Here is a 22,296-nt window from a genome sequence, read left to right on the forward strand (position 1 = left end):
CCGCCCACACCCCCCACCACCCCCACCCTATCCTTCGCCAGCGCCAGTCGCGTTCCACCCCCCCGGCCTCGGCGGACGAGGGGGACGAGGGGGACGACTACAAAACATACAACAACGCATTACCCGGAATCTGGAGGCTCTACAAGGCGGACGAGGACAAGGAGGTCGAGGAGGGCGAGGGGGACGAGGCGGTCGAGGAGGACCACCGATCAACGGCAAGACAATGGATATGGCGAGAATTGATGAGGTCGTGCGATTGGGAGACATTGAGATTTGGGAAGTGCATAATCGCGGCGGTCAGCCTCACCCTTTCCACCTCCATCCGGTCCAGTTTCAAATTCTCGACCGCAACGGCCAACCATCCACCAGTGCCGACCTCGGCTGGAAAGACACAGTCCTGGTGCCTCCAGGTGATCTCGTTCGGATCATCATGGCCTTCGATCGATATGCTGATCCTCAGGTACCATACATGTACCACTGCCACATCCTGGAACACGAAGACAACGGGATGATGGGACAGTTCCTGGTTGTGGAAGAGCCAGAGCAACTCAGCCTGATCACTGGCAAGACAACCGTCGTCACATTCATCACTGGCGTTCAATGCGGGCATTGTTACGAGCACGCGCGTTTGTTCGACGAGGTGCTTCGGGAGAACGACATCAACCTGGTGATCATCACGCCAGAATCCGAGCCGGACCAGGAGAGAGTTGCTGTGCTGTCATCGAGCCTAATCTCTGACACTGCTGGCAAATGGGCAGGCTGGTTTGGAATGGCCCACACCGGCCCAACGCACGGCACAGTCCTGCTGGATACGACCGGCGAGGTCGTCTGGAAGTCCACAGCCCCCGAACCATACATGGATGTCCAAAATCTCGTGAACCGTGCGAAAAATCTGCCGGGCAGATAATGATAACTTTATCTTCGGCTTGCTGTTGCGCCTTTTGATATGTAAGTTGTGTGCAAAAAATAGATGGGTATGGCAAACAGGGAGAACGCAATGAAACTCACCACTGAACAAATCCGTGAATTTTACCACCGGGGGTATGTCAAAATCCCCGGTGCGATCTCAAAATCAATGGTTGACACGGCTCGTCAAGCGATCAACTATTCCATCGGCACACTCAGCCCGAAGGGTCTGAATTTGGCAAAGCACCACGGTGGCGGTGAGGTCGTCAGCAACCTCAATAGCAGCCCAATGATCAAGGATCTGTACCACAAAAGCCCTGTCATTTCTCTGACTGAATCTCTACTGGGCAAAGGAAATCTTAAAACTCCCATTGGCAGGACAACTCCCGCCTCACGTTTTCCCAATGTCCTGGGCAAAGCACCGCCCGAACCGACCGGTCACATCGATAATATGGGCAATGGGAGAAATGGCAAACCAAAAGGCTCCTATCACCGGGGCTTTACTTGCTTTGGCATCATCTATCTCGCCGATGTACCCGAGCCCTATAGTGGAAATTTCACAGTCTGGCCCGGGTCCCATCACGTCTATGAAGACTATCTCAATAAGAAGGGCGTTGAAATTCTCTCCAATGGACAGCCACGTATTGACCAGCCCGAGCCACCGCACATGATCACCGGTCAGGCAGGAGATCTCATTCTCGCTCATTTTTTGGTGTATCACTGCGCCAGCCCCAATGCTTCTCCCAATATTCGCTATGCCACAATTGCCCGCATGAGCCATATTGATTGTGCAAAAAACGGCAACGACTGCTTCACCGACATCTGGCGAGAATTTTCCTGTGTCCGCGAAGTGATGGGTATTGACTGAGAACATCAGGCCACTGACGTGAAGGAGATGGTATGACAGCAAAAACCCTGATTGACTACTTCCTTCCCATGGAGCCTCGGGGACCTCTGGTCTCCGAAAGAGTCTGGGGCGATCCAAATGTGTTGCCGCGCGACATCCACAACGGGCTGGAAGATGTCAGGCTGGAGAACTGGTGCTACTGGGACGGTAAGATTGTGAAGGACAATGAAGGGCGCTATCACATCTATGCCAGCCGCTGGCATCACGCCTTTACGCACCGCACAGGCTGGAAAGAAGACTCAAAAGGCATACACGCTGTCAGCGATCACGTTATGGGCCCCTATGAAGACAAGGGCCTCCTCTGGCCCCACTGGCAGGGCGGCAAGGGACACAATGTGATCGGACTGAGGATGCACGACGGTCGGTACGCCACGGTGACAAGCGAGATTACCCATGGGGAGGTCTTTGTTTCCGAATCGCCAGACGGCCCGTTTGAACTACTCGGCAGGATCAAGGTAGATTTCAACGGATTTGATCCGGCACTTGCCCGCTATGAAAGGAACGGCCGCATGGCCAATGTCAAAATCCTGCTGCGACCAGAGGGGAGATACATGATTGTCCCCCGGTCCACTGCTACCCTGATCAGCGAAAGCGGCATTCTGGGGCCTTATAAGATCATGAGCGATCGGTTGTACGATAAATATCCAGAGTTGCCTCAGACGCGGAATGAGGACCCCACTGTCTGGTACAGCGGCGGCCTGTATCACATTGTGTACAACCATTGGCCTACCGGAATATCTTATCACTTTACGTCCGAAGATGGTATTCATAACTGGACGTATCGGGGCGTTGCCTTCCGCAAAGAGGCCATGGTATTTCGCTATACAGATGGAACTGTAAACCACTGGGAGATGGTGGAGCGTCCGACCGCATATGTCGAAGACGGCCACGTCACGCACTTCATCTTCTCGGTCATTGATGTGAAGAAAGCGGAAGATCTGGGAAACGATAATCACGCCAGCAAGATTGTCGTCGTGCCGTTCGACGGAGCGTCGTTTGATCGAGACATGCAGGAAATTGTGGCGGCTGAAAAGGCAACGGGCTAAAAGCTATTTTCCCGAATTTGAGGCTCTCCTGGGTTCAATAGGGATACCCCGGTCAGCCTTCCATTTTCTGAGGGCTTGTCCCCATTTGCCCGGTCTGGCGTCTTCTGGGGTCAGGATCTTCTTATCAGCGTTGTACTTAAATCCCTCAAGAGTCACGTTCTCGATATCGACGCGATATGTCCCATTTGTGTAATCCTTTACCGCCCCGATCGATGGCCCATCAAAGAATTTTGTGACCTTTCTTAGCCTCAGATCATCGTAGTATTCTTCCGGGATATTCATCATTTCGTGTGTTTTTACCTGCGCATCTTTCCCAAAAATCGCGTGAATATTTTTGATGGAACACCCATCGGCAAAGCGTCCGGGTTTTGCGTCGGGATTTCTCGCCTGTTCGGCCTTCTTGACGTTCCCCCTGCCTATGGTGACCGCATATGTACTGCTTTGGGACGTGACACCATCGACATGAACCAATCCATTGTTCGCGCTGTGAGGTCCAAGCATGACAGCACAGCGGCCATTTTCAGAGGTGATGTTTCTGGCTGTAATGTCATAAACTGCCGTGTGATCTCCCACAGCACCCGTTTCCAGTCTCAGGGTGACGCCTCCCTTTGCGTAAAGATCTTCGAAGTGCAACGATTGTGCGCCGTGTAACTGGACGAGTCCATATCCCGGGCTGGCGTTGAAGATGCGACAATTTCGGATGGTTCCATCAGTAGCGCGAGAGATCTCCCAATGTTTCACATTTTCGTTGCGCGACCGTGTAGGAGTCATCGTCAACCCACAATAGACCGTGAAGTTATCTTTTATATCGAGATCGGAGATGAGGAAATTTCTGACCATTCTGCACAAGACGGTGCGGATGCCCTCTTCTTCCCGCCGCTCCCGGTCGGAATAATCGACGATGAACCGTCCGCCGAGTCCCCTAATGCTGACGTTCTCAATAAATTCATTTCCCCTTTGCTTAGGTCCCCTCCCGGATGTATCCTCATAGTCCAGGATGAAAATAACGGTTTTTGTACCTTCTGGCCAATAGGGCTTGATGACTGTATCTTTTTCGATCAACAGGTGTACATTCGATTTGAGATAGACTTTTGCAAAACGATAGGTTCCTTTCGGAATAATAAGCCGTCCACCGCCTGCGGCTGCGACGTCGTTGATCGCCTTCTGCAAAAGCGCACTCTGGTTGGTTTTTGCATCGTCATCGACCAGGCCGTAATCGGATTTGAGGTCTTGCACAAAGCTATTTGTATCCATGGCCTCCTGGTATCTGGCGCTGACCGTTGTGACCCCTGAGATAAGCGTGAGGGTCATGAGACCGAGTATCAGGGTGAGCTTCATAATAGATTCTCCTTGTTTTATATTAGTGTTCGGTGGTTTTTTGAGAATTCCCTGTCGGGTATGGTTCCGCATTGTGTTTTGGCAACCAGGATGACAGTTCTTGTTTGACCGAAACATACGCTTCCCGATCTGCCAGATTGTGGAACTCTTGCCCATCGTTTTGATGGTCGTATAATTCTTCCGAGCCATCCTCATATCGGATATAACGCCACCTATCCGATCTTATTGCATGATTATTGAATCCCTGTGTACAGACCACTGCGCGATGGGTCTCTTCCTCTGGGTTATGCAGCAAAGGGACCAGACTCACGCCATCAAAATCTCCTGATATTTTACCGCCTGACAATTCGATCAGTGTAGGATAAATATCGAGCAGGCTGACAGCCTGTTTGCAGACCTTGCCCGAAGCAATCTCTCCAGGCGCAACGATGATCATCGGTACCCGCGTGGTCTGCTCCCACAATGCAAATTTCTCCCAATGCTCCTTTTGCCCCAGATGATACCCATTGTCTGACCACAAAACAACAATAGTATTTTCGGCGTGAGGTCCATTTTGAAGTGCAGCTAATAGACGCCCAACCATGTCGTCGGTAAAACTGACAGCCGCATGATATGCCTGAACAGCCTCTTTCCATTTGTCATTTTCAACCATCCATTTGTGCCATGTACGCCTGACCATAGCCTGACCCGCTTCTGGCACATCATCCAGATCATTTTCAAGAACCTCAGGTACTGCAACTTCGTCATAGGGATGTCTCTCGAAATATTTTTCTGGCACATACCAGGGAATATGCGGTCGATAGATCCCCGCGGCCAGAAACAAAGGCTGACCATGGTCTTGAGACAGTTGTTGCTCTGCCCACGACACGACTTTGGCATCGGCCATTTCTCCAGTTTCAATATCCAATGCCGCCCAATCAAAATATCCGCGATAAAACTTTTTGCTCCCATTTACAGGCCAAACATCTGGCGCGACTTCTTGAGGCATTTGACGGTCTTTTGATGGAAAGTATTCGTCCCAGGGGCGGGGATCAAGATATCCCTCATACATCTTTTCGCTCAGGGTCGCCCCGTGGTACACCTTTCCGCCACCAAGGGTTTTGTACCCCTTGTCCTTAAAATATTGAGGCAGTGTAACCCTATCTTTCAGGCTCTTACATTTTCTCCAATCCTGCCTGTTGAGATACACGCCCGATGTCGATGGAGCCAACCCGGTCATCACACTTACACGTGAAGGATTGCAGGCAGGAGCTGCGCAATGTGCATTGGTAAAATACACGCCCTTTTGGGCAAGCGCATTCATATTGGGAGTGTGAACAGAAGTTTCTCCATTCATCGCATCGGGACAACCGCATAAATCGTCAATGGCGATAAAGAGCACATTGGGTTGATTGCTTTTATTTTCTTTGATGTCTGCCATGAACTGCCTAATCCTCATCGTGTCCTTTGAATCCCATAGATGGATCGAGAATCTCGCCTTCGCGAACCGGTGTATGAGCGTCCCCGGCATACTGCGTCATCTTCTCGAGGATGTCAGGATACTGAGCAGCGACATCGTTCAGTTCTTCAATATCTGTGCTCAAGTCATACAACTCAAACGGCCCGTCTTTATCTGGTCTCACGGCTTTCCAACTCCCCATACGAACAGCGCAACTTTTCCGATCCTCCCAGTACAGGTACTCGTGCTGCTCCTGCTTGCGCTCGGTCTCACCATGCAATGTGGGCAAGATTGAAATGCCGTCGATATCAGACCCAATCTTCGCCCCCGTCAGTTCCGCCAGAGTAGGCATCACATCGGGAAAGTATCCCAGGTGCTCAGAAAACGTTCCTGGCTCGATCTGACCCGGCCACCGGACGATGAAGGGAACCCGTAGCCCGCCTTCATAGAAATTGCCCTTGCCCCCGCGGAAGCGTTCGCCCGTCCCGGGATTCAGATTGGGGGCAAAAAAGCCATGTGGATGGTTCTCGTTTGCGAAATAAGGAGCGCCACCATTGTCGCCACAAGCAAAGATGATGGTCTTCTCGTCAATCTTCAACGCCTTCAGCAGATCCATGATCTCACCGATCTGGCGATCAGCCATTTCCATCATCGCGGCGTACATCTGTGTATCGTAAGGTCCTCTCTGGTTCGTGGCATCCCATTTCACGTCCTTGTACTTCTGCCAGGCCGGATCCGATTCGGGCATCATCCACTGGCCGTGCGGAGGCGTCCACGGAAGATAGGCAAAGAACGGACGATCTTTATTCTCTCGTATGAACTTCAGCCCTTCTTCATAGATGAGGCCATGGGAGAACACCTCGCCAGTGTGGAAACCACCTGTATTCCCCTCCAGATACATCTTCTCGCTGTTGCGGAGAAGGTATCTCGGGTAGTACGTGTGTGCATGCACCTGATGATAATAACCGAAGAAAGTATCAAAGCCGTGTTTCTCTGGCACGCCCGTTGTCCCGGCATCGCCCAGGCCCCACTTGCCGAAACCGCCAGTCGCGTAGCCCTCGGCTTTGAGCATTTCAGCGATCGTCATATCATCTGTACGCAGTGCCAGACCGCCGCCATTTGCGCGGATTGTTGTGTGACCCGTATGCCGACCTGTCATCAGCGCACAGCGGGTCGGAGCACAGACATTACCTCCCGCAAGCATTTGAGTAAACTGGATGCCCTCAGACGCCATCTTGTCGATATTGGGCGTCTGAAGAATGGGATGACCCATGGCGGACCACTCAAAATATCCCCACTCATCCAGCATGATATAGATGATATTCGGCTTCTCAATGCCTGCGATGTTTTGTTTTTCCATTGCCCTACTCCCTTCAGATCATTTCTTTATCACCAGGGATTCGTCGCATCCATCTCCCACTTCACGATGTCGCTCACAACGATGGACCCATCCGAAGAGAACACCCGAACCTGATCACTATCCTCTCGCGTTGGGTACACCCTCTGAACCATACAAATCTGAGAATTGACAAAAATCTCCACCACCGATCGGTCAACAAACACATGGAAATGCAACGGTCCTCCGCTTCGCGGCTCGAATGGCACGACCTGCTTCAACGTGGGATATTCGAGGTCATCTGCAAGACTCGCATTCGAAAAATTGATGACAAATTCCTTCTTTGTCCCATCGTAGGAGGTGACGGTCTCCTCCGCACAGTCGGGAGAGCAAAACAGCTTGAACCCAAATGTGTTTGTATTTCCAGGATCAATGGCAAACTTCAATTCCATACAGGTACCGCTCAATTCTTCCAAAGCGATATCCTGCCCTACCTCTACCCGCACCGAATCGATGGAACGCTCGTCGTATCTCAATCTCTGAAGCTCCTCAACCGGACGAATTTCAAGACGGTTATCCGCATCGGGAATAAAATGCCAAGGCAGCGTCATGATGCTGCCCCATCCGTACTTTGACGTACTCCTCCCCTCGCGGATCCATCCCCAGAAAATCCTCCGACCGCGCTCGTCAATCAGGGTTTCTGGTCCAGCAAGAAGACCGCCGAGATAGCTCAGCTGACCGTTCTCCTCAGGGTAGAATTGCTCGTTTTCATATCGGCCGATGTAATACTGACATTTTGAGAATGGCAGGTGGGTATGCATCACCAGCATATACCGATCGCCAAACGGAAAGAAATCCGAACAAGCGCAGTCCTCGATCTCCTCCGTCCACTTTCGATCCGACTTGTAGAAAGGTCCAACGTATTCCCAATTTCTCAAATCCTTCGACTTGAACAGACTTGTGCAATCCCCTTCATATCCGGGCCGGTGGTTCTTGTTTCCGATCAGAGCGTAGTACGTATCCCCTTCCTTCCAACCACTCGGATCAAAGATCACGCATTCCGGATAGGGCGCGTCTGGCTCCAGTATGTTCGTCACGCGGTTCCAGCCAGCATCAATGGGAATAACTGGATTCTCATCGAGCGGAACCCAATGGTCAAGCTGATCATCGTAACACTGGTAAATGCATATCCCTTTGCGCGGCATATTGGTGATAATCGTCGGTACCTCACATCCTTCCATCGCATCACCACTGTTAAAATAATCCCCCTTTTTGCCTTCAAGCGGCTCTCGCAGAGATGCTTTGTGGTAGGTCCAGTGAAGAAGGTCCCGGCTCGAAATGTGCTGCCAACTGGAAAAATCCCTCTCACCGGATCCATTTGCAATCTTCTGGAGGTATCCGATATGGTATCGCCCCTTCCAGTAAATCGCGCCATTTATGTCATTCCATCGACCTTCTGGAGGCAAAAAATGGTATCGCGGGCGGTGTCGATCGGCAACCATCTTTTCCCTGGATTCATAGACCTCCATCAAAAAATCGTCATAATTTTGCACACAATCTCCTTTCATCCTGCTATCCGATTGCCCAATTCGGGCCGTTCACAGGCTCCAATTGCCCGCTATCAGCAGAACGGATTCCAGCATCCACAATGGCCGTTGCATCGAGATTCATGCCTACCTGCAGCGTTTCATGCAGAGGATCACCCGTGTCCAGATGGTGAATTAATTCCTCGGATATCTGACGACGTCCCTGGGGCAGCCTCTCGCACGAATAGGTGGCACTCTCACCGGCCTCTACCTGGACAGTTGGCTTGCCCCTACCTCCCCCTACCACCAACGTGCCTTTCGTCCCATATACGATCGGACCATTCGGTACTCCCTGATGCCTGGTAGTCCAGGTTCCCTCAAACACGCCCATTGCACGCGAGAACCGGACGATCATCACGCCGTTGTCGTCTGCGTCACCCCACGGGCTATTCAAGTTCGCTCGCATTCCGATTGCTGACACGCCAGGTTCACCGATATACCATCGCGCGACAAGGGCTCCATAGGAACAGAAGTCCAGCATCGCACCCCCGCCATCCGACGCGCGATGCCACCAGGTAGCGCCCAACTCCCGTTCGGTCATCGCTTCCGCACCTCCGCTCACGCCTGCGTGACTAACACCTGCCCCGAGCGGTCCGCGGTGACCACCCCGCCAACGAACTTCGAGTACGCGGCCGATCACGCCTTGATCAATCAGCTCTTTGGCCTTTCTCGCAGCAGGACGCCACGTAATCGGCCAATTCACCGCCATTGTCACCCCTGCAGCTTCGCAAGCGCGGGCCATCTGCAACGCATCAGACATCGACATTGCCATCGGTTTCTCTACGCATACCTGAGCATTCGCCTGCGCGCAGGCGGCCACCACTTCCGGGTGGCGCGCATTTTCGGTCGTGCAGATTGCGATGTCGAGCGCTTCCTTCGCCAGCATCTCTCGATAATCTTCGTACGCCTTCGGTATCCCTATCGTGTTCAGCGCGTTTTTCATGTTCCACCCACGAGTGTACGGCGCGTCGCGCAACTCGGGAACCGTCGGCACGGTATCCGCGCAGGCCACCATGTCAACCTGCGAGTGTTGTGCAAACAACGCGGCAACATTGTTGACGTGCATATGTGCAAAACCGATCACGCCGACCCGGTATGTATGGCTCATATCCTTTCTCCTGTTGGCACCTGGTTACGCCTGTAATGAAACGAAATGCTTTCCTTATCCGCGAATCGGTCCCGGATTTGGCTATCACTTCGATTAGATCGATAAACAACAGATCCTTAGATAATAGACCCCACATAGCACCTCATCGTCCTTATCACAAAAAACAGAGCGTATAGTCGTTTTGCCCTTTTCCAGGCTCAAAGTAGCACTTACAGTTGCGTCGTTCGGCCCAACCGCAATCTCTCTATTCTGTCCCTCCACGGCGAGTATTGCCTTCGTTATCGGCAAGCTTATACCTTCTGGAAAGATGTCATCTTCCGCTCGGTATTCATCCAATCCGCCTGCGATGGCGGTCTCTGCTTCAGGCGGCCAGCGACGCATCTCAAAGGTGTACTCACCTGCTTTCTCGATTTCAATGTGCCAGTCGCCAAAGATGCGAGCTCCCTGGCGAACAGAACGCTGAGGCGTATTATTTACCTCACCTTCGTAATCATCCCAGTCAAAGAGACACAGATTGACAACTTGCGTGCTCTTTCCGCCCACAGGAAACGCGTTGACCCGCTGAATGCTCGGCTCAACGGAATGCCACCATGCTTCATAGTGTTTGCTCAACTCGACCACAATGTCAGGATATTCATTCGAAATGTCATTCTCCTGCGCAGGATCGTTTTCGATGTCGTATAATTCTTTCCCGGAAATAAGTCTCCAATTCTGCCAGATAACGCACGCATCACCTTTTTGCGGCACAGGGGGACGCCTGGTGAACTGGACCACGAGTTTACGCTCATTGAGAGCCTTGCTCTCACCGCCCAGAAGAATCGGACTCAGGTCCATACCATCGCAATAGAAATCTTCAGGTGCATCCAACCTGCACAGGGTCATTAATGTGGGTAGAATGTCCTGAACTTGCGTCACTTGCACCAGATCCTGTCCGGGTTTGAGGTTCCCCTTTTGCCAGCGGATAAAACTCGGGACGCGATGACCGCCTTCGAAAAGCGTGCCCTTGCTGCCCCGCATACCTGCATTGTAGTATTCCACACCTGCCGTACCGCCATTGTCGGTCATGAACATCAAGATCGTATTCTCTTTCAGCTCATTCTCTTCCAGGAACTCGTCTAGCCGAGTGATATTCTCATCTATATTGGTAATCATACCAAAAAAGCTGGAAAGTTTATGTCCCAAATGCCGATACGGTTCACGGTATTGGTCGGGAACATAGTGAGGACCATGAGGACAATTTGTAGGAAGGTAGAGAAAGAATGGAGCCGAAGCCTCGCGGCATTCCTCTATAAAGGCAATGGCTTCACGAAACCACACATCGGTGCAATACCCCTTAAATTGTCTCACCTCGTCTTTATCCCAATAGTGATCATCGAAATAGTCGTTGTTCCAGTAATCTGGTGTCTGCGTAATGGCCGCACCTTTGTGATGGATCGACGCATCAAAACCGCGATCATGTGGACGAAAGGGATAATTGTCGCCGAGATGCCATTTTCCAAAATGCCCGGTCCGATAACCACTATCCCTGAAAATGTCGGCCATCGTTGGGATCTCAGGAAAAATGCATTCATGCCCATAAGCCCAGGAGTATGCACCGTTGCGCAAAGCATCACATCCCGTAAGCAACTGACTGCGCGTAGGCGTACAGATCGGCGCCACATGGAAATTTTCCAGGCGGACACTTTCTTGACGTAGCTTGTCCATAGATGGCGTTTGAAGTTCTGGATTCCCATGGCAGGACAAGTCACCGTAGCCTTGATCATCGGTGAGAAGAATAATTACGTTTGGTCTATTCTCTTTCACGCCTAAAGCTCCCTAAAACGGTTCTTTCAATGCTTTTCTACAGGTGGCCACAAATGCGTCGACAACCCGCGCCTGGGTTCATCTGTTGTATTCCCACTCGTATAATGCAGGGTCCGCCCGTGGTGAAAGGTTGCATCACCCGGTTCATACTCTACCACCACGGCCTGGCTTTCGTCCACAATCACTTCCAGTGCATTGTTAATCGGATTTTTGTGTTTCGCACTGATGTGTTCTGCAATCCCATTCAAGTGACTGCCGGGAATAAACTGTAAAGACCCCATTTCCTTTGTCGCCTTAGACAAAGCCAGCCAGCACGTCAGCGCCCGATGGTTCGCTTCACCCGGCCAACCATATCCCGCATCCTGGTGCCACAATAATTCCACCTGAGAGTGAGGTGGTTTGTAAATTAACTGATCGTACCGATAGTCAATATCCTCACCCAGCAACTCCTTTCCTATCTGCACAATGCGCTGTCGATATTCATGACCTTCCCACCCAGGTATCCTCAATGAAGGATTGCCAAGTTGCAGCGTCTTACCCGGTGCAATGCGGTCCTTCCAGGCCGGCACATCAAACTCATCACGAGTCGCCCGATCATAATCTCGTGCCAGTCCAGCAACCATCTCTTCATGAATCAGGTGCCGCACCACAACAAACCCATCGCGATGAAAAATATCGATCTGCTCCTGCGTCAGAATTCGCTCTGACATACCTATCACACCTTTCTCAAAGATATCACATAGATCATGATTCTATGGTTCTGTCATCTGGCAGACTCGCCCCGGCTGCGTTCCCATTCCTCAACGCTCATGTCCCCGGCGACGATGTGGCTATTGTCGCCGATGCGGTCTGGATGGCGCAGTTCCGGTTGATCCACAAACCTGGCGCGCAACGCCTTGTGTTGGTTCTCTGGCTGTAGCACATCCTCCTCGCCCTCGGCGAGGTGCCGATACAGCAGCTTCAGCTCCGGGGAGAACCTGGCGAAAACCTCTCGCGGCACGTAGGTCCTTAGTGTGTGGCCGCCCGAGTGCAAGTTGCCAAACTCATTCCCAGACAGCCACCAGGGCGCATATCGGCACACCACCGCCGTGCGCTCGTGTTCGCTCTGGTTAAGCCCGGTCGAGTGCCAGCTTCTTGTGTCCTGCATAAAAACCGAGCCCGCCGGGGCAGAGACCTGAAATTCTCCTGGAATTGGCGCGCGCGCGTCGATACCGTCGTCGGGACCTCGCGGGTTGCGCGGGTCTTTGTGCGACCCCGGCACGATCCACGTGCCGCCGTTGAACGGGGTCACGTCTTCAGGCCCGAGGTACCAGACCGTGGATAGTGCCATGCAAACGTCGGGGAAGGGCTGGGCGACTGCGCCGCAGTGCTTCCAGGGATGTTCGCTGTTTGGCCCATACGCGCTCAGATCGTGTGGCCAGTCAGAATGCCAACCGCGGTGCTTAAGTTGCTGCTCGGATAGCGGTTTCTTCGCCGGTCGCGACGACTTGTTGACCTCCGTCTGCATAATACGGATGTGCGTATCGAGCATGGCTCTGGCAACCCGCAGTACGCGAGGCTCCGCGAGGTACTCGGCGAAGGTCTCGCACCGCGCGATATCGCACAGCTCGGCGTGCGGTGCCATCGGCGGCCGCACCGGGTCCAGGCGCCATCTTTCAAAGCGCTCAGGGCTGTCGTCGATCTTGGCCTGGGGGTCTCTCTGACGCTCTATCTCTATGCGCTTGCGGCGCTCCGCCTCTCGGTCCTGTTCCAACAGTTCGCGACCCCGGTGTACACTCTCGCGCACCGCGTCGATCTGATCTTTGGGAATCACCCGATCGATGACGCAGAAACCCTGGGTTCGCAGCGATTGCACATACCCCTCAATCTCTGCATCGCCCCCTTTGGGAATGCCCGTGCCGATGGAGTAGGGGACGCGCAGCCGCTCATCTAAATTTAAGTGTTTTGACATAATCAACTCACTGGTTTAAGGATTAAAAAAAGCTGTGGCAGATGTATAATCTTCTTGTTCGGCCATATTTGGTTCTCTGGTTGAAAATGAAAAACTGGAGATGTGGCTCAACGAATCGGTCCTGGATAAGAACACGCCATCCCATTGCGGATGAGCATTCCCCGATCGGCCTGATTCGCCTTTTCAGCCATCTCTTCGCGAAACGTGATCATAACACCGCCCCATCGCGTGCGATCGCTCGGATTCGGTGGACTCATATGCCACATATGCGCATGCCAGACCACCGCATCGCCCGGTCCCAAGGGCACAGGTTCAGGCGTCTTATCCTTCAAAAGCTCACGCGGAATCTCTGGGTGCAACCCATCATACTGCACATGTTCAATCACGTCGCCTTTGTGGGCGCCTGGCATCACATGCAAACACCCATTCTCCAGATCGACAGTCTCCAGAGCCACCCAACAATTAAAATGTTCGCGCTTGTGTGGCCTGATGCCACGCGAGGCATCGCGCTCCCACAACCAAATGTCCTGGTGCCAGGGAACCGATTCGCCGATTCGAGCCTGCTTCGTAAAAAAACGCGTGCCTTGCACGCGAACATTCTCACCCAGAAAACGTTGGTTCATTGCAATCACATTCTCTGCTGTCAACCACTCCTCCCAAAGCACCCGGCTATGAAGGTCCCGATCGCCCACAGCCCATACCGCCGCATCACCGTCAACACCTGTGTCATCCGCGCGATCAGTGGTCAATCTGAATCCTTCCGGCTTTTCTGCGATGACCCGTTCAAGTTCACTTCGCACGGCCTCAACTGCTTGGGCTGAAATCAGATTTCGAACCACAAAATAACCGCGATCTTCAAACTGCGCCTCTGCATCTTCGGGGATATAAAACTCACTCATGTGCTACTCCTCCCTGGCGGTTGTACCATCTACAAGGGTATCCTAACTGTCACGAATTTACTCGCCCAAATTCTATTCTTTCTCTATTCCGACATATCATACAACGCGACGATATAGGGATGGTTGGGATCGTACGTCGTGAGTGGCTTAGGATTTTCCACCCGACCACAGGGACGTTGGTTCGCACCGGTAACGCCCGTGATGTCGTCGCCCAAATCCACACGGGCTGATTCCGCTGCATCTTCGAGCTTCTGAACCACGTCAGGAAGTTCGTCGTACTTATTATCCGTCTCTCCGATGTCGGCATCCAGATTGTACAACTCTTTAAGATGGAGATGCAGCTTATAGTCGCCACTCCGTATCGCATCAAGATTGCCCTCCTTGAAGTACAGAAATTTTTTGTATCCGGATGATGCGCCAGCTTCCTGCGTCATGAGCCCCAGTATCGTATGACCATCTCGAATGACGCCATCTTCAATATCGGCTCCAGTTATGTCAGCGAATGTCGGCAGGAAATCCATCATGGTGCTGATTTCGTTACAGGTCGTGCCTGCAGGAATTCGTGCAGGCCATTTCATAATGCAGTTCACCCGCTGACCGCCTTCCCATGTCGATCCCTTGAATCCACGCAAGGGTGTATTAACGCTCTTGCTCGCGCCACCATTATCGGATACAAAGATAATGAGTGTATCGTCCGTCAATCCGCACCGTTCGAGCTCGTATTCGAGCATCGCCAAACTCCAGTCAATATGCGCAACTGCTGCACCGAGGACGCCGTTCTCAGATTGTTTTTCGAAGACTTCCGGTACGAACAATGGGTTGTGTACATAGGTATGCGCGAAATAGAGAAAAAACGGCCGACCAGCGTTTTCTCGGATGAACGTCACGGCCTCCTCGGTATATCGTTCCGTAATGGAGGTCTGATCGGGCTGTTCCTGTACCACCACGCTATCTCGCATGAGCGGAAGAGGAACCTCAATATGTTCTGCCCACGCGACTCCGGGCCTCCGGGTTTGAAGCCCCATGTCGTTGCTATACGGTATCCCAAACCAGGAATCGAAACCATAATGAGCAGGTAAAAACTCAGGTTGGTCTCCCACATGCCACTTTCCGATGACTTTTGTTGTGTACCCACCCTCCTTCAACACCGACGCAATCGTCTTCTCCCGGGGGTTCAACCCCTCTGCCTGCCCAGGAAACAACACCCCACGTTTTTCGATGACCTCTCCTGAACCATCGATTTTGCGAACGTCGAAAGCATGCATGTTGAGCCTTCGAGGGTATGAGCCAGCCAGCATAGCAGCTCTGGAGGGGGTGCATACTGGAGCGGCAGCGTAGAAATCGGTAAAACGTATGCCTTGTTCGGCCAACCGGTCGAGCGCCGGTGTCTTGTTGAGCGTTGATCCATAACAGCCGATATCGGCGTAGCCCAGGTCGTCGCAATTTATGAGGATGATGTTCGGATTCTTTTTTGACATGCTTCACTCCAAGCAGGTTGGTATGACAAGAAACAGGTATGTCAGAAACGACCTTTCCATCATTCCGTTACACCTTTTTTAAAACTGTCTAAGGTTTCACGGAGTTCTTTCACAACTTCAGGATGATCGTCTGCGACGTTGTTTTTTTCGCCAATGTCGCGATCCAGGTCGTATAACTCCAGGCCATTGGTTCCAAAATCCATCAGAAATCGATGGTCTTGTTCTGGTTTGCGCCCAGGAAGCAGCAGCTTCCACTTTCCCTTTCTAATACCGACGCCCATATTGGCATCGCCATCTCCCACCTGATCATAGATAAAGGTTTCTCGGCCTTCTTCGGCCTGTCCCAGGAGCAATGCGGTTTGATCAATGCCGTCAATCACGCGATCCGTCGGTGGTTTGGTACCTGATAGTACAGTAAAAGTCGGCAGGAAATCAATCGTGGCCCAGAGCGCATCCGAGGTGCGCCCAGCCGGGACTTTACCCGGCCATCGGACAATACAGGGCACACGAGATCCGGCTTCATAAGCTGATCCCTTACCGGCGCGCAACGGCCCGGGATCGCCCCAAAAGATAGAACCCTCTGGATGGCCTTTCTTGTTTTCATAGTACTTGGATTGGCACCACGGTCCGTTATCCGTAGTATAGATCACCAGTGTGTTGTCGCGCAATCCCAGCGCGTCCAGCTTGTCGAGCAAACGTCCGGTCTCATGGTCTAACTCTTCAACCACATCCCCATATAGCCCACCAGCCGATTTTCCCTTAAACTCAGGAGATGCATCGATGATCGTGTGTAACATCGTATGCGCCAGATAGAGCACAAACGGTTTATTCGGATCTCGGCGATTCTCCAGAAAATCAATCGCTTTATCGGTGTACAGGCGAATCGTACAGCTCATGTCTTCAGTTTCACCAACCGCTTTGTTATTCTCGTGAAACTTTATAAATCCGTTGTCGTTTGCGCCAAGAGTACCGTAATAATAATCAAACCCCTGAGCGTTCGGCATGCGCTCGATAATTTCCTTCCGGTTCGAGACGTCCCACTTACCTATACAAACCGTCTGGTATCCTGAAGGTTTCATCAACTCGGCAAAGGTGATCTCACTGGCGGGCATCCCCCAGCCCTTGCTGCGGACCGGATAGCGACCAGTGAGCAATGCCGACCGCGATGGACCGCACACCGGCTGGGCGTAAAAGCTGGTGAAGCGCGTGCCCTCCTTCGCCAGTTGATCCAGACGCGGTGTCTTGTTCTTTTTGTTTCCAAAACAGCCCAGATCCGCATATCCCTGATCATCGGTAAAAATAATCAGAATATTCGGCCGTTCTTTGATATCGTCATCTATCGACTTACTCATCTGATAAACCTTTCTTTTTGCATCTGTGGTTGTGCAAAATATGGGATTGCCCCTTTCTGCCGTGGTTTAAGGACCAGTGCAGATCCGTTGTATCGCTTGTGCATCGCATCACGTGATACACTTGGAATCGCACATTGTGAGTGGCTGGGGATTAATATCGCTGAATAGGATTCGCCTCCCCCTCAACCCGATGCTTATACAGCAACTTTACTTCCTCAGGAAACCTTTCATAAATCTCCCTCGGCACCATTGCCTGATTACGCCCCCCAAATTCCAGATTCATCCACCATGGCGAATACCGCGTCAGCATCGTCACTCGCGGTTCATCGCTCGGATTATTTCCCGCCGTATGCCAGATTCGACTATCGATCATCACGACACTCCCTGCTTTTCCTTCCAGCTGAATCTCGCCCGGGATCGATTGCTTGATCGGAATATCATCGTGCACTTCTGGCGGATTGCGCGGGTCCAAGTGACTCCGCGGATTCCGCAAATCCCGATGACTGCGAGGCACCACCCAGGTGCCACCATTCTCTGGTGAAAAATCCGACAACATCCATAATGCCGTAATCCCTGCCACCACATTGGGAAACGGCATTATAAAAGCACCTGCCCGTTCTCGGTCTGTCAAATCGTGTGGAAAATCTGAATGCCACCCCCGGTGACCCATCTTTCGCTCACCGGGTTGCCGTGTCTTAAACTCCGTCTGTGCAATACGTATGTGATGCGGATCCAACAGTGCCTTTGCAATGCCCACCACGCGTTCATCGCCAAAATAAGCTGCAAGACCGGGAATAAACGAAACTGCATTTCTATGAGGTTTGCCCTCTGCGTCAGATTGAAACACAAGTGAACCACCGATCTCTTCATAATACTTCAGCCCATTTTTATGACCCTCCTGCACATGATCACAAAGAGAATCGACCTGATCCTCAGGAATCACCCCTTCGACCAAACACCAGCCCTCTGCTTTCATTTGCTCAACATGAGATTCGATTATTTCAGATACAGACATAACATCCTCCGTAGTTTTGCAGCTTTCCAAAATCGTTTGTCTCTGTATCTTGCCCCAAAGCTAAATCGGTAAATTTATCAATTGGTCTTTGCATAGTGATTACTCTTTAAAGAATTTTTGTGATGAATCGCTCTTTATTTGCGAATCGGTCCCGGATACGGACACGCCTTCCTATTAAACGGGCGACCGAATCGCTGTCTCATTCATTTTATCTTTTCCTCCTCTTTTCTTTTAAATGATTTGAGAAGCATACTCGTCTGTCAAGAGTATTCGCCAGGCCCACTCTGAACCGGATCGCCCCCTATCCTTTCCAGAGTACTGGGAACACGGGTTGGCATCTTCTGGTCTAATTAACCAGGATGTACCCAATGTTATAACACCCTTCAGGAGAACATCACCGTGCAAATTACAGATGTAAAAACAACCGTTCTGTCGATGCCTCATCTATCAGGCATCCAGGACGCCACCATTCGTCACCTTGAACAGGGCAGAACGCAGTGCTTTGTCCACATCGTCACCGACGAGGGACTGGAAGGGTTGGGCACCGGAGGAGGCGCACGGGCTGCCCGTGAGATCATTGAAGGGTCGCTCAAACCCATTCTGGTGGGTCAGGACCCACTCAACATCGAACAGTTGTGGGACGACATGTTCTGGCGCATACGCGGTGTGGGCCGCAAAGGCCTGGCCTTTTGCGCCCTTTCAGCAGTCGATATTGCCCTGTGGGACTTGAAAGCCAAGTATTATCAAACCCCTCTCTACAAACTGCTCGGCCCTTATACGGACACCGTCCCAGTTTACGGTAGCGGCGGTTGGACCCACTTCAGTGTAGATGAATTAATTGCCGAACAGGCCAGCTATGTAGAACGCGGCATGAAGTCCGTGAAAATGAAGGTCGGCAAAGATTTTGGTCAAAGTGAGGGTGAAGATGTGGCGCGACTATCTGCGGTGCGGAAAGCACTGGGCGATGACATAGAGATTCTCATCGACGCAAACAATGGGTACTACGCCAAACAAGCCATTCGCATGGCCCAGACGTTTGAGGAATACAACATCGGCTGGTTTGAAGAACCCGTGCTGGCTGATGACATCGAAGGCCTGGCCGCCATTGCTCATGCCACCGCGATTCCCATCGCAACCGGCGAACACGAGTACACCAAATACGGCTTTAAAGACCTCATCGCCCGGGGCGGAGCGGATATCGTCCAACCTGATGTAGGTCGGGTCGGCGGCATCACCGAATGGATGAAAGTCGCGCATTTGGCCCACGCCTTCAACCTGCCCGTTGCGCCACACGCCTACCAGCTCATCCACCTGCACCTGGCTTGCGCGACCCCAAATCTGCGAATTGTGGAATACCTCGGCATGGTGGAAGAAGCCGACCGGATAACCTACACAGAATTTTCTGAGCCGGTCAATGGCGTCTGGTCACCCAATCCCGACAAACCGGGTCTGGGCCTGGAACTGGACCCTGAGGCGGTGAAACAATACGCAGTATAGATCAACAAGAATCACCGATTTCGCTATTTACGGCGCAATCGGCTCGGGAAAATTGAATCTCACCCAATGCCATTGGAACATATCATTGGTCGCGTCATTCCATCCCAACAAACGACCTTTCATATTCTCTAACACATCGGCGCACATCGGGTCATCAATCCGATTATTCATCTCCGCGGGATCGGCTTCGAGGTCATATAATTCATCCAGGTCGTGAGGTGTATATACGTATTTCCATTTCTCTGTCCGCACCATTCGCTGCGAGCTATAGCCCCACACCTCACCGTGGCTTTCGCAATACACACTGTCTGCCCAATCATCGGGATCATCGCCATTTACAAGCGGCACCAAACTCCTCGCATCCAATCCATCGGGCAATTTCCCACCACCCCATTCGACAAATGTAGGCATCAAATCCATCAGCCGAACAAATTGCGATACATTGCGACTTACACCCCCCGGCACTTTCATCAGCAATGGAACCCGAAACACCTCATCGTACATTGTACCCGATTTTTCAAAATGCTTGTGACTGCCCGTGGCATCACCGTGATCTGTGCTAAAAAGGAATATCGTATTATCCTCAATCCCACATTCCCGTATCGCATCCAGCATGCGCCCCACGCATGTATCAATCAGAGACACATCGCCGTAATATTTGGCAACCACCTGTCGCCACCACGCCCAATCTTTATCTTGAAGATTCCATTCTCGATGTTTGCGCAAATGAGCCGCGGGTTTGCCTTCAAAAGATTCGTCAAAATTTGGCCAGGGCGGAATGGATTTGGGATCGTACATCGACGCATAAGGCTCTGGAACAATATTGGCAAAATGAGGTGCTGTTGCATCAATTCGCAAAAAAAACGGCTTGTCTCCTCCTGCCCGTTCGCGCAACATCTCGATCCCACAATCCGTCACCGTCCACGTTTTATACTCTTCTGGCGACATCTCACCTGTACCCGCCACGGGGAAAGAACTTCCGGGAAACTCAACCGTCAATTCTGTACCAGGGACTATTTTCCCGCGTCCCCCTCTCCCCATCTTATGCCGATCAAAGCCGTATTCCTCAGGTCCAATATCTTGATGGACATGCCACTTCCCCGCATAATCCAGCACATACCCTGCCTCTTTGAGCAAACGGCTAAACGTCGGCACATCTGTTGACAATCCCCTATTCCACGCAGGCGCGATATGCGTATTGAGCATCACCCCGTGATTGTGCGGATAAAGACCGCTCATCAAAGAAGCGCGTGCAGGAGAACAAACAGGGCTTGTGGTATATGCCTGATCAAATCGCACACCTTCCTCTGCGAGTTGATCCAGATTGGGCGTCTGACAAATCTCATTGCCATAACACCCCAACGCATCGCGTCTCAACTGATCCGTAAGAAACAAAACAATATTGGGCGCCATAATCCCTCCTGTCGTATGGCCTTTTGCCGACATTCGATCTATCGGTCTTATCTACAATGTTCGAGAGAGCGTGTCAAGGAGAATGCTCAGAACAAATAATTGGTAATATTCTTGAACGCTTGATTTACGTACATTTGTAAACTAAATTGCGGTGGACCGCACTGGCAGACAATTCTTAAGGAGAAGATAATGAGATCAGTAATCTGTGTTCACGAACGCTTTGACGCCTCCTGGCCCTTTGTGGCCGACCACCGGAACCGCCGCTGGCAGGAATCGGGAGACTGCGAACTCTATCGCACCGAGGCATCTGGGGCTCGAGCGCCACAGATGGTGGAGAATCCTTCATCGGTACATCGGCTCGTCCTCCTTGGCCTTCCGGCGGACACTGAGGACCTTGAGCCATTTTCTGGTCTTGAGGAACTCTACCACGATGCCGCAGGCCAATCAAACGCTGGCCTCGATGATGCACACGCCCGTGGGGTGAACATAATTCGCCCTCGTGGTGCCATTCAATGGGGACAAACAGTTGCCGAGTTTGCGCTCGGACTCACAATAAGTGCATTGCGACGGATACCACAGACCTACGTGGAGATGATGGAGAGCCACGAGACATGGCAATACAAACCGGACGTTGGCAAACCCGGACAAAGGGGTGCCCAATTTGGCGACGACCCACGCTTTGTGAGCGGCACCATTGCAGGGAAGCGAGTACGCGTCGTTGGCATTGGTAATATTGGAGGACGGTACGCTTCATGGTGTTCGAACATGGGAGCAGATGTGGCCGTCTGGGATCCATTTGCTCCGGAGGCATCGTTTACGCTCGCCGGAGTCAGGCGATGCTTCGATCTCTCAGAACTCGTGAAAGACGCCGATATTTTTGCGCCCATGGTCCCCCTGAAGGAAGATACGCGTGGGCTGGTTGGCCCGGAGGCCATTCGCACATTACCGCATCAATCGCTCGTCGTTCTGGTGACACGCGCAGCGATCTGCGACACCGAAACACTGTATCATCGGGTCCTCAATGACGAACTCTCTCTGGCCGCAGACGTCTGGGACATTGAACCGGTGCGTTTGGATTCTCCACTGCTTGGCCGCCACAATGTGGTCCACACGCCGCACAATGCCGGGCGCACGATTGATGCAAATCACGCGCGGGCAGACGATGCAATAAACCGGTTTCGACCGCGTAGCTCGTAAGCCGAATAGAAAAAGGAACTTTTTAA

Annotated in this window: 18 protein-coding genes; 5 read left to right on the forward strand and 13 right to left on the reverse strand. The window is 52.0% G+C overall.

Features of this window, described 5'->3' with window-relative positions:
• The 3 genes from F4Y39_15200 to F4Y39_15210 all read left to right on the forward strand — a co-directional run.
• Window positions 1-907 (forward strand): multicopper oxidase domain-containing protein (locus F4Y39_15200; GenBank protein MYC15066.1); only part of this gene is annotated, 907 nt, incomplete at its 5' end.
• 63 nt (window positions 908-970) lie between these two features.
• Window positions 971-1,774, forward strand: a complete 804-nt coding sequence (locus tag F4Y39_15205) for a phytanoyl-CoA dioxygenase family protein (protein MYC15067.1) — start codon at window positions 971-973, stop codon at window positions 1,772-1,774.
• Between the two features lie 32 nt (window positions 1,775-1,806).
• Entirely contained in the window at window positions 1,807-2,859 is a 1,053-nt protein-coding gene (locus F4Y39_15210; protein MYC15068.1) for a hypothetical protein, read from the forward strand.
• Window positions 2,860-2,862: 3 nt separating this feature from the next.
• On the opposite strand, the gene F4Y39_15215 is transcribed toward F4Y39_15210, so the two are convergent.
• From F4Y39_15215 to F4Y39_15270, 12 genes are all read right to left on the reverse strand, one after another.
• On the reverse strand, window positions 2,863-4,392 hold the full coding sequence (locus F4Y39_15215; protein MYC15069.1) for a hypothetical protein: 1,530 nt from the start codon (window positions 4,390-4,392) through the stop codon (window positions 2,863-2,865).
• Entirely contained in the window at window positions 4,220-5,707 is a 1,488-nt protein-coding gene (locus tag F4Y39_15220; protein MYC15070.1) for a sulfatase, read from the reverse strand. The genes F4Y39_15215 and F4Y39_15220 overlap by 173 nt, the downstream gene beginning before the upstream one ends.
• On the reverse strand, window positions 5,625-6,995 hold the full coding sequence (locus F4Y39_15225; GenBank protein MYC15071.1) for an arylsulfatase: 1,371 nt from the start codon (window positions 6,993-6,995) through the stop codon (window positions 5,625-5,627). The genes F4Y39_15220 and F4Y39_15225 overlap by 83 nt, the downstream gene beginning before the upstream one ends.
• A 29-nt stretch (window positions 6,996-7,024) precedes the next feature.
• The gene (locus tag F4Y39_15230) at window positions 7,025-8,539 is read right to left on the reverse strand and encodes a glycoside hydrolase family 32 protein (protein ID MYC15072.1); all 1,515 of its coding nucleotides are present in this window, start codon (window positions 8,537-8,539) and stop codon (window positions 7,025-7,027) included.
• A gap of 4 nt (window positions 8,540-8,543) precedes the next feature.
• On the reverse strand, window positions 8,544-9,665 hold the full coding sequence (locus F4Y39_15235) for a Gfo/Idh/MocA family oxidoreductase (GenBank protein MYC15073.1): 1,122 nt from the start codon (window positions 9,663-9,665) through the stop codon (window positions 8,544-8,546).
• 93 nt (window positions 9,666-9,758) lie between these two features.
• A complete protein-coding gene (locus F4Y39_15240) occupies window positions 9,759-11,468 on the reverse strand; it encodes an arylsulfatase (protein MYC15074.1) in 1,710 nt (569 codons plus the stop codon).
• A gap of 26 nt (window positions 11,469-11,494) precedes the next feature.
• Window positions 11,495-12,178 carry a phytanoyl-CoA dioxygenase family protein gene (locus F4Y39_15245; GenBank protein ID MYC15075.1) on the reverse strand — a complete coding sequence of 228 codons (684 nt, stop codon included), beginning with the start codon at window positions 12,176-12,178 and terminating at the stop codon, window positions 11,495-11,497.
• Window positions 12,179-12,231: 53 nt separating this feature from the next.
• Window positions 12,232-13,419, reverse strand: a complete 1,188-nt coding sequence (locus tag F4Y39_15250; GenBank protein MYC15076.1) for a phytanoyl-CoA dioxygenase family protein — start codon at window positions 13,417-13,419, stop codon at window positions 12,232-12,234.
• Between the two features lie 107 nt (window positions 13,420-13,526).
• On the reverse strand, window positions 13,527-14,318 hold the full coding sequence (locus F4Y39_15255) for a phytanoyl-CoA dioxygenase family protein (GenBank protein MYC15077.1): 792 nt from the start codon (window positions 14,316-14,318) through the stop codon (window positions 13,527-13,529).
• Between the two features lie 83 nt (window positions 14,319-14,401).
• Window positions 14,402-15,796, reverse strand: a complete 1,395-nt coding sequence (locus F4Y39_15260; protein ID MYC15078.1) for a sulfatase — start codon at window positions 15,794-15,796, stop codon at window positions 14,402-14,404.
• A gap of 59 nt (window positions 15,797-15,855) precedes the next feature.
• Window positions 15,856-17,148 (reverse strand): sulfatase, encoded by a 1,293-nt coding sequence (locus tag F4Y39_15265; protein ID MYC15079.1) that lies wholly within the window; start codon window positions 17,146-17,148, stop codon window positions 15,856-15,858.
• 151 nt (window positions 17,149-17,299) lie between these two features.
• On the reverse strand, window positions 17,300-18,163 hold the full coding sequence (locus F4Y39_15270; protein ID MYC15080.1) for a phytanoyl-CoA dioxygenase family protein: 864 nt from the start codon (window positions 18,161-18,163) through the stop codon (window positions 17,300-17,302).
• Between the two features lie 399 nt (window positions 18,164-18,562).
• On the opposite strand from F4Y39_15270, the gene F4Y39_15275 reads away from it, so the two are divergent.
• Window positions 18,563-19,660, forward strand: coding sequence for a mandelate racemase/muconate lactonizing enzyme family protein (locus tag F4Y39_15275; GenBank protein ID MYC15081.1), 1,098 nt, complete (start codon window positions 18,563-18,565; stop codon window positions 19,658-19,660).
• 27 nt (window positions 19,661-19,687) lie between these two features.
• On the opposite strand, the gene F4Y39_15280 is transcribed toward F4Y39_15275, so the two are convergent.
• Window positions 19,688-21,106 (reverse strand): sulfatase-like hydrolase/transferase, encoded by a 1,419-nt coding sequence (locus F4Y39_15280; protein MYC15082.1) that lies wholly within the window; start codon window positions 21,104-21,106, stop codon window positions 19,688-19,690.
• A 156-nt stretch (window positions 21,107-21,262) separates the two neighbouring features.
• Between F4Y39_15280 and F4Y39_15285 the strand changes: the two genes are divergently transcribed.
• The gene (locus F4Y39_15285) at window positions 21,263-22,270 is read left to right on the forward strand and encodes a hydroxyacid dehydrogenase (GenBank protein MYC15083.1); all 1,008 of its coding nucleotides are present in this window, start codon (window positions 21,263-21,265) and stop codon (window positions 22,268-22,270) included.
• Window positions 22,271-22,296: the final 26 nt, after the last annotated feature.

Source organism: Gemmatimonadota bacterium (genome assembly GCA_009838845.1).
Classification (GTDB): domain Bacteria; phylum Latescibacterota; class UBA2968; order UBA2968; family UBA2968; genus VXRD01.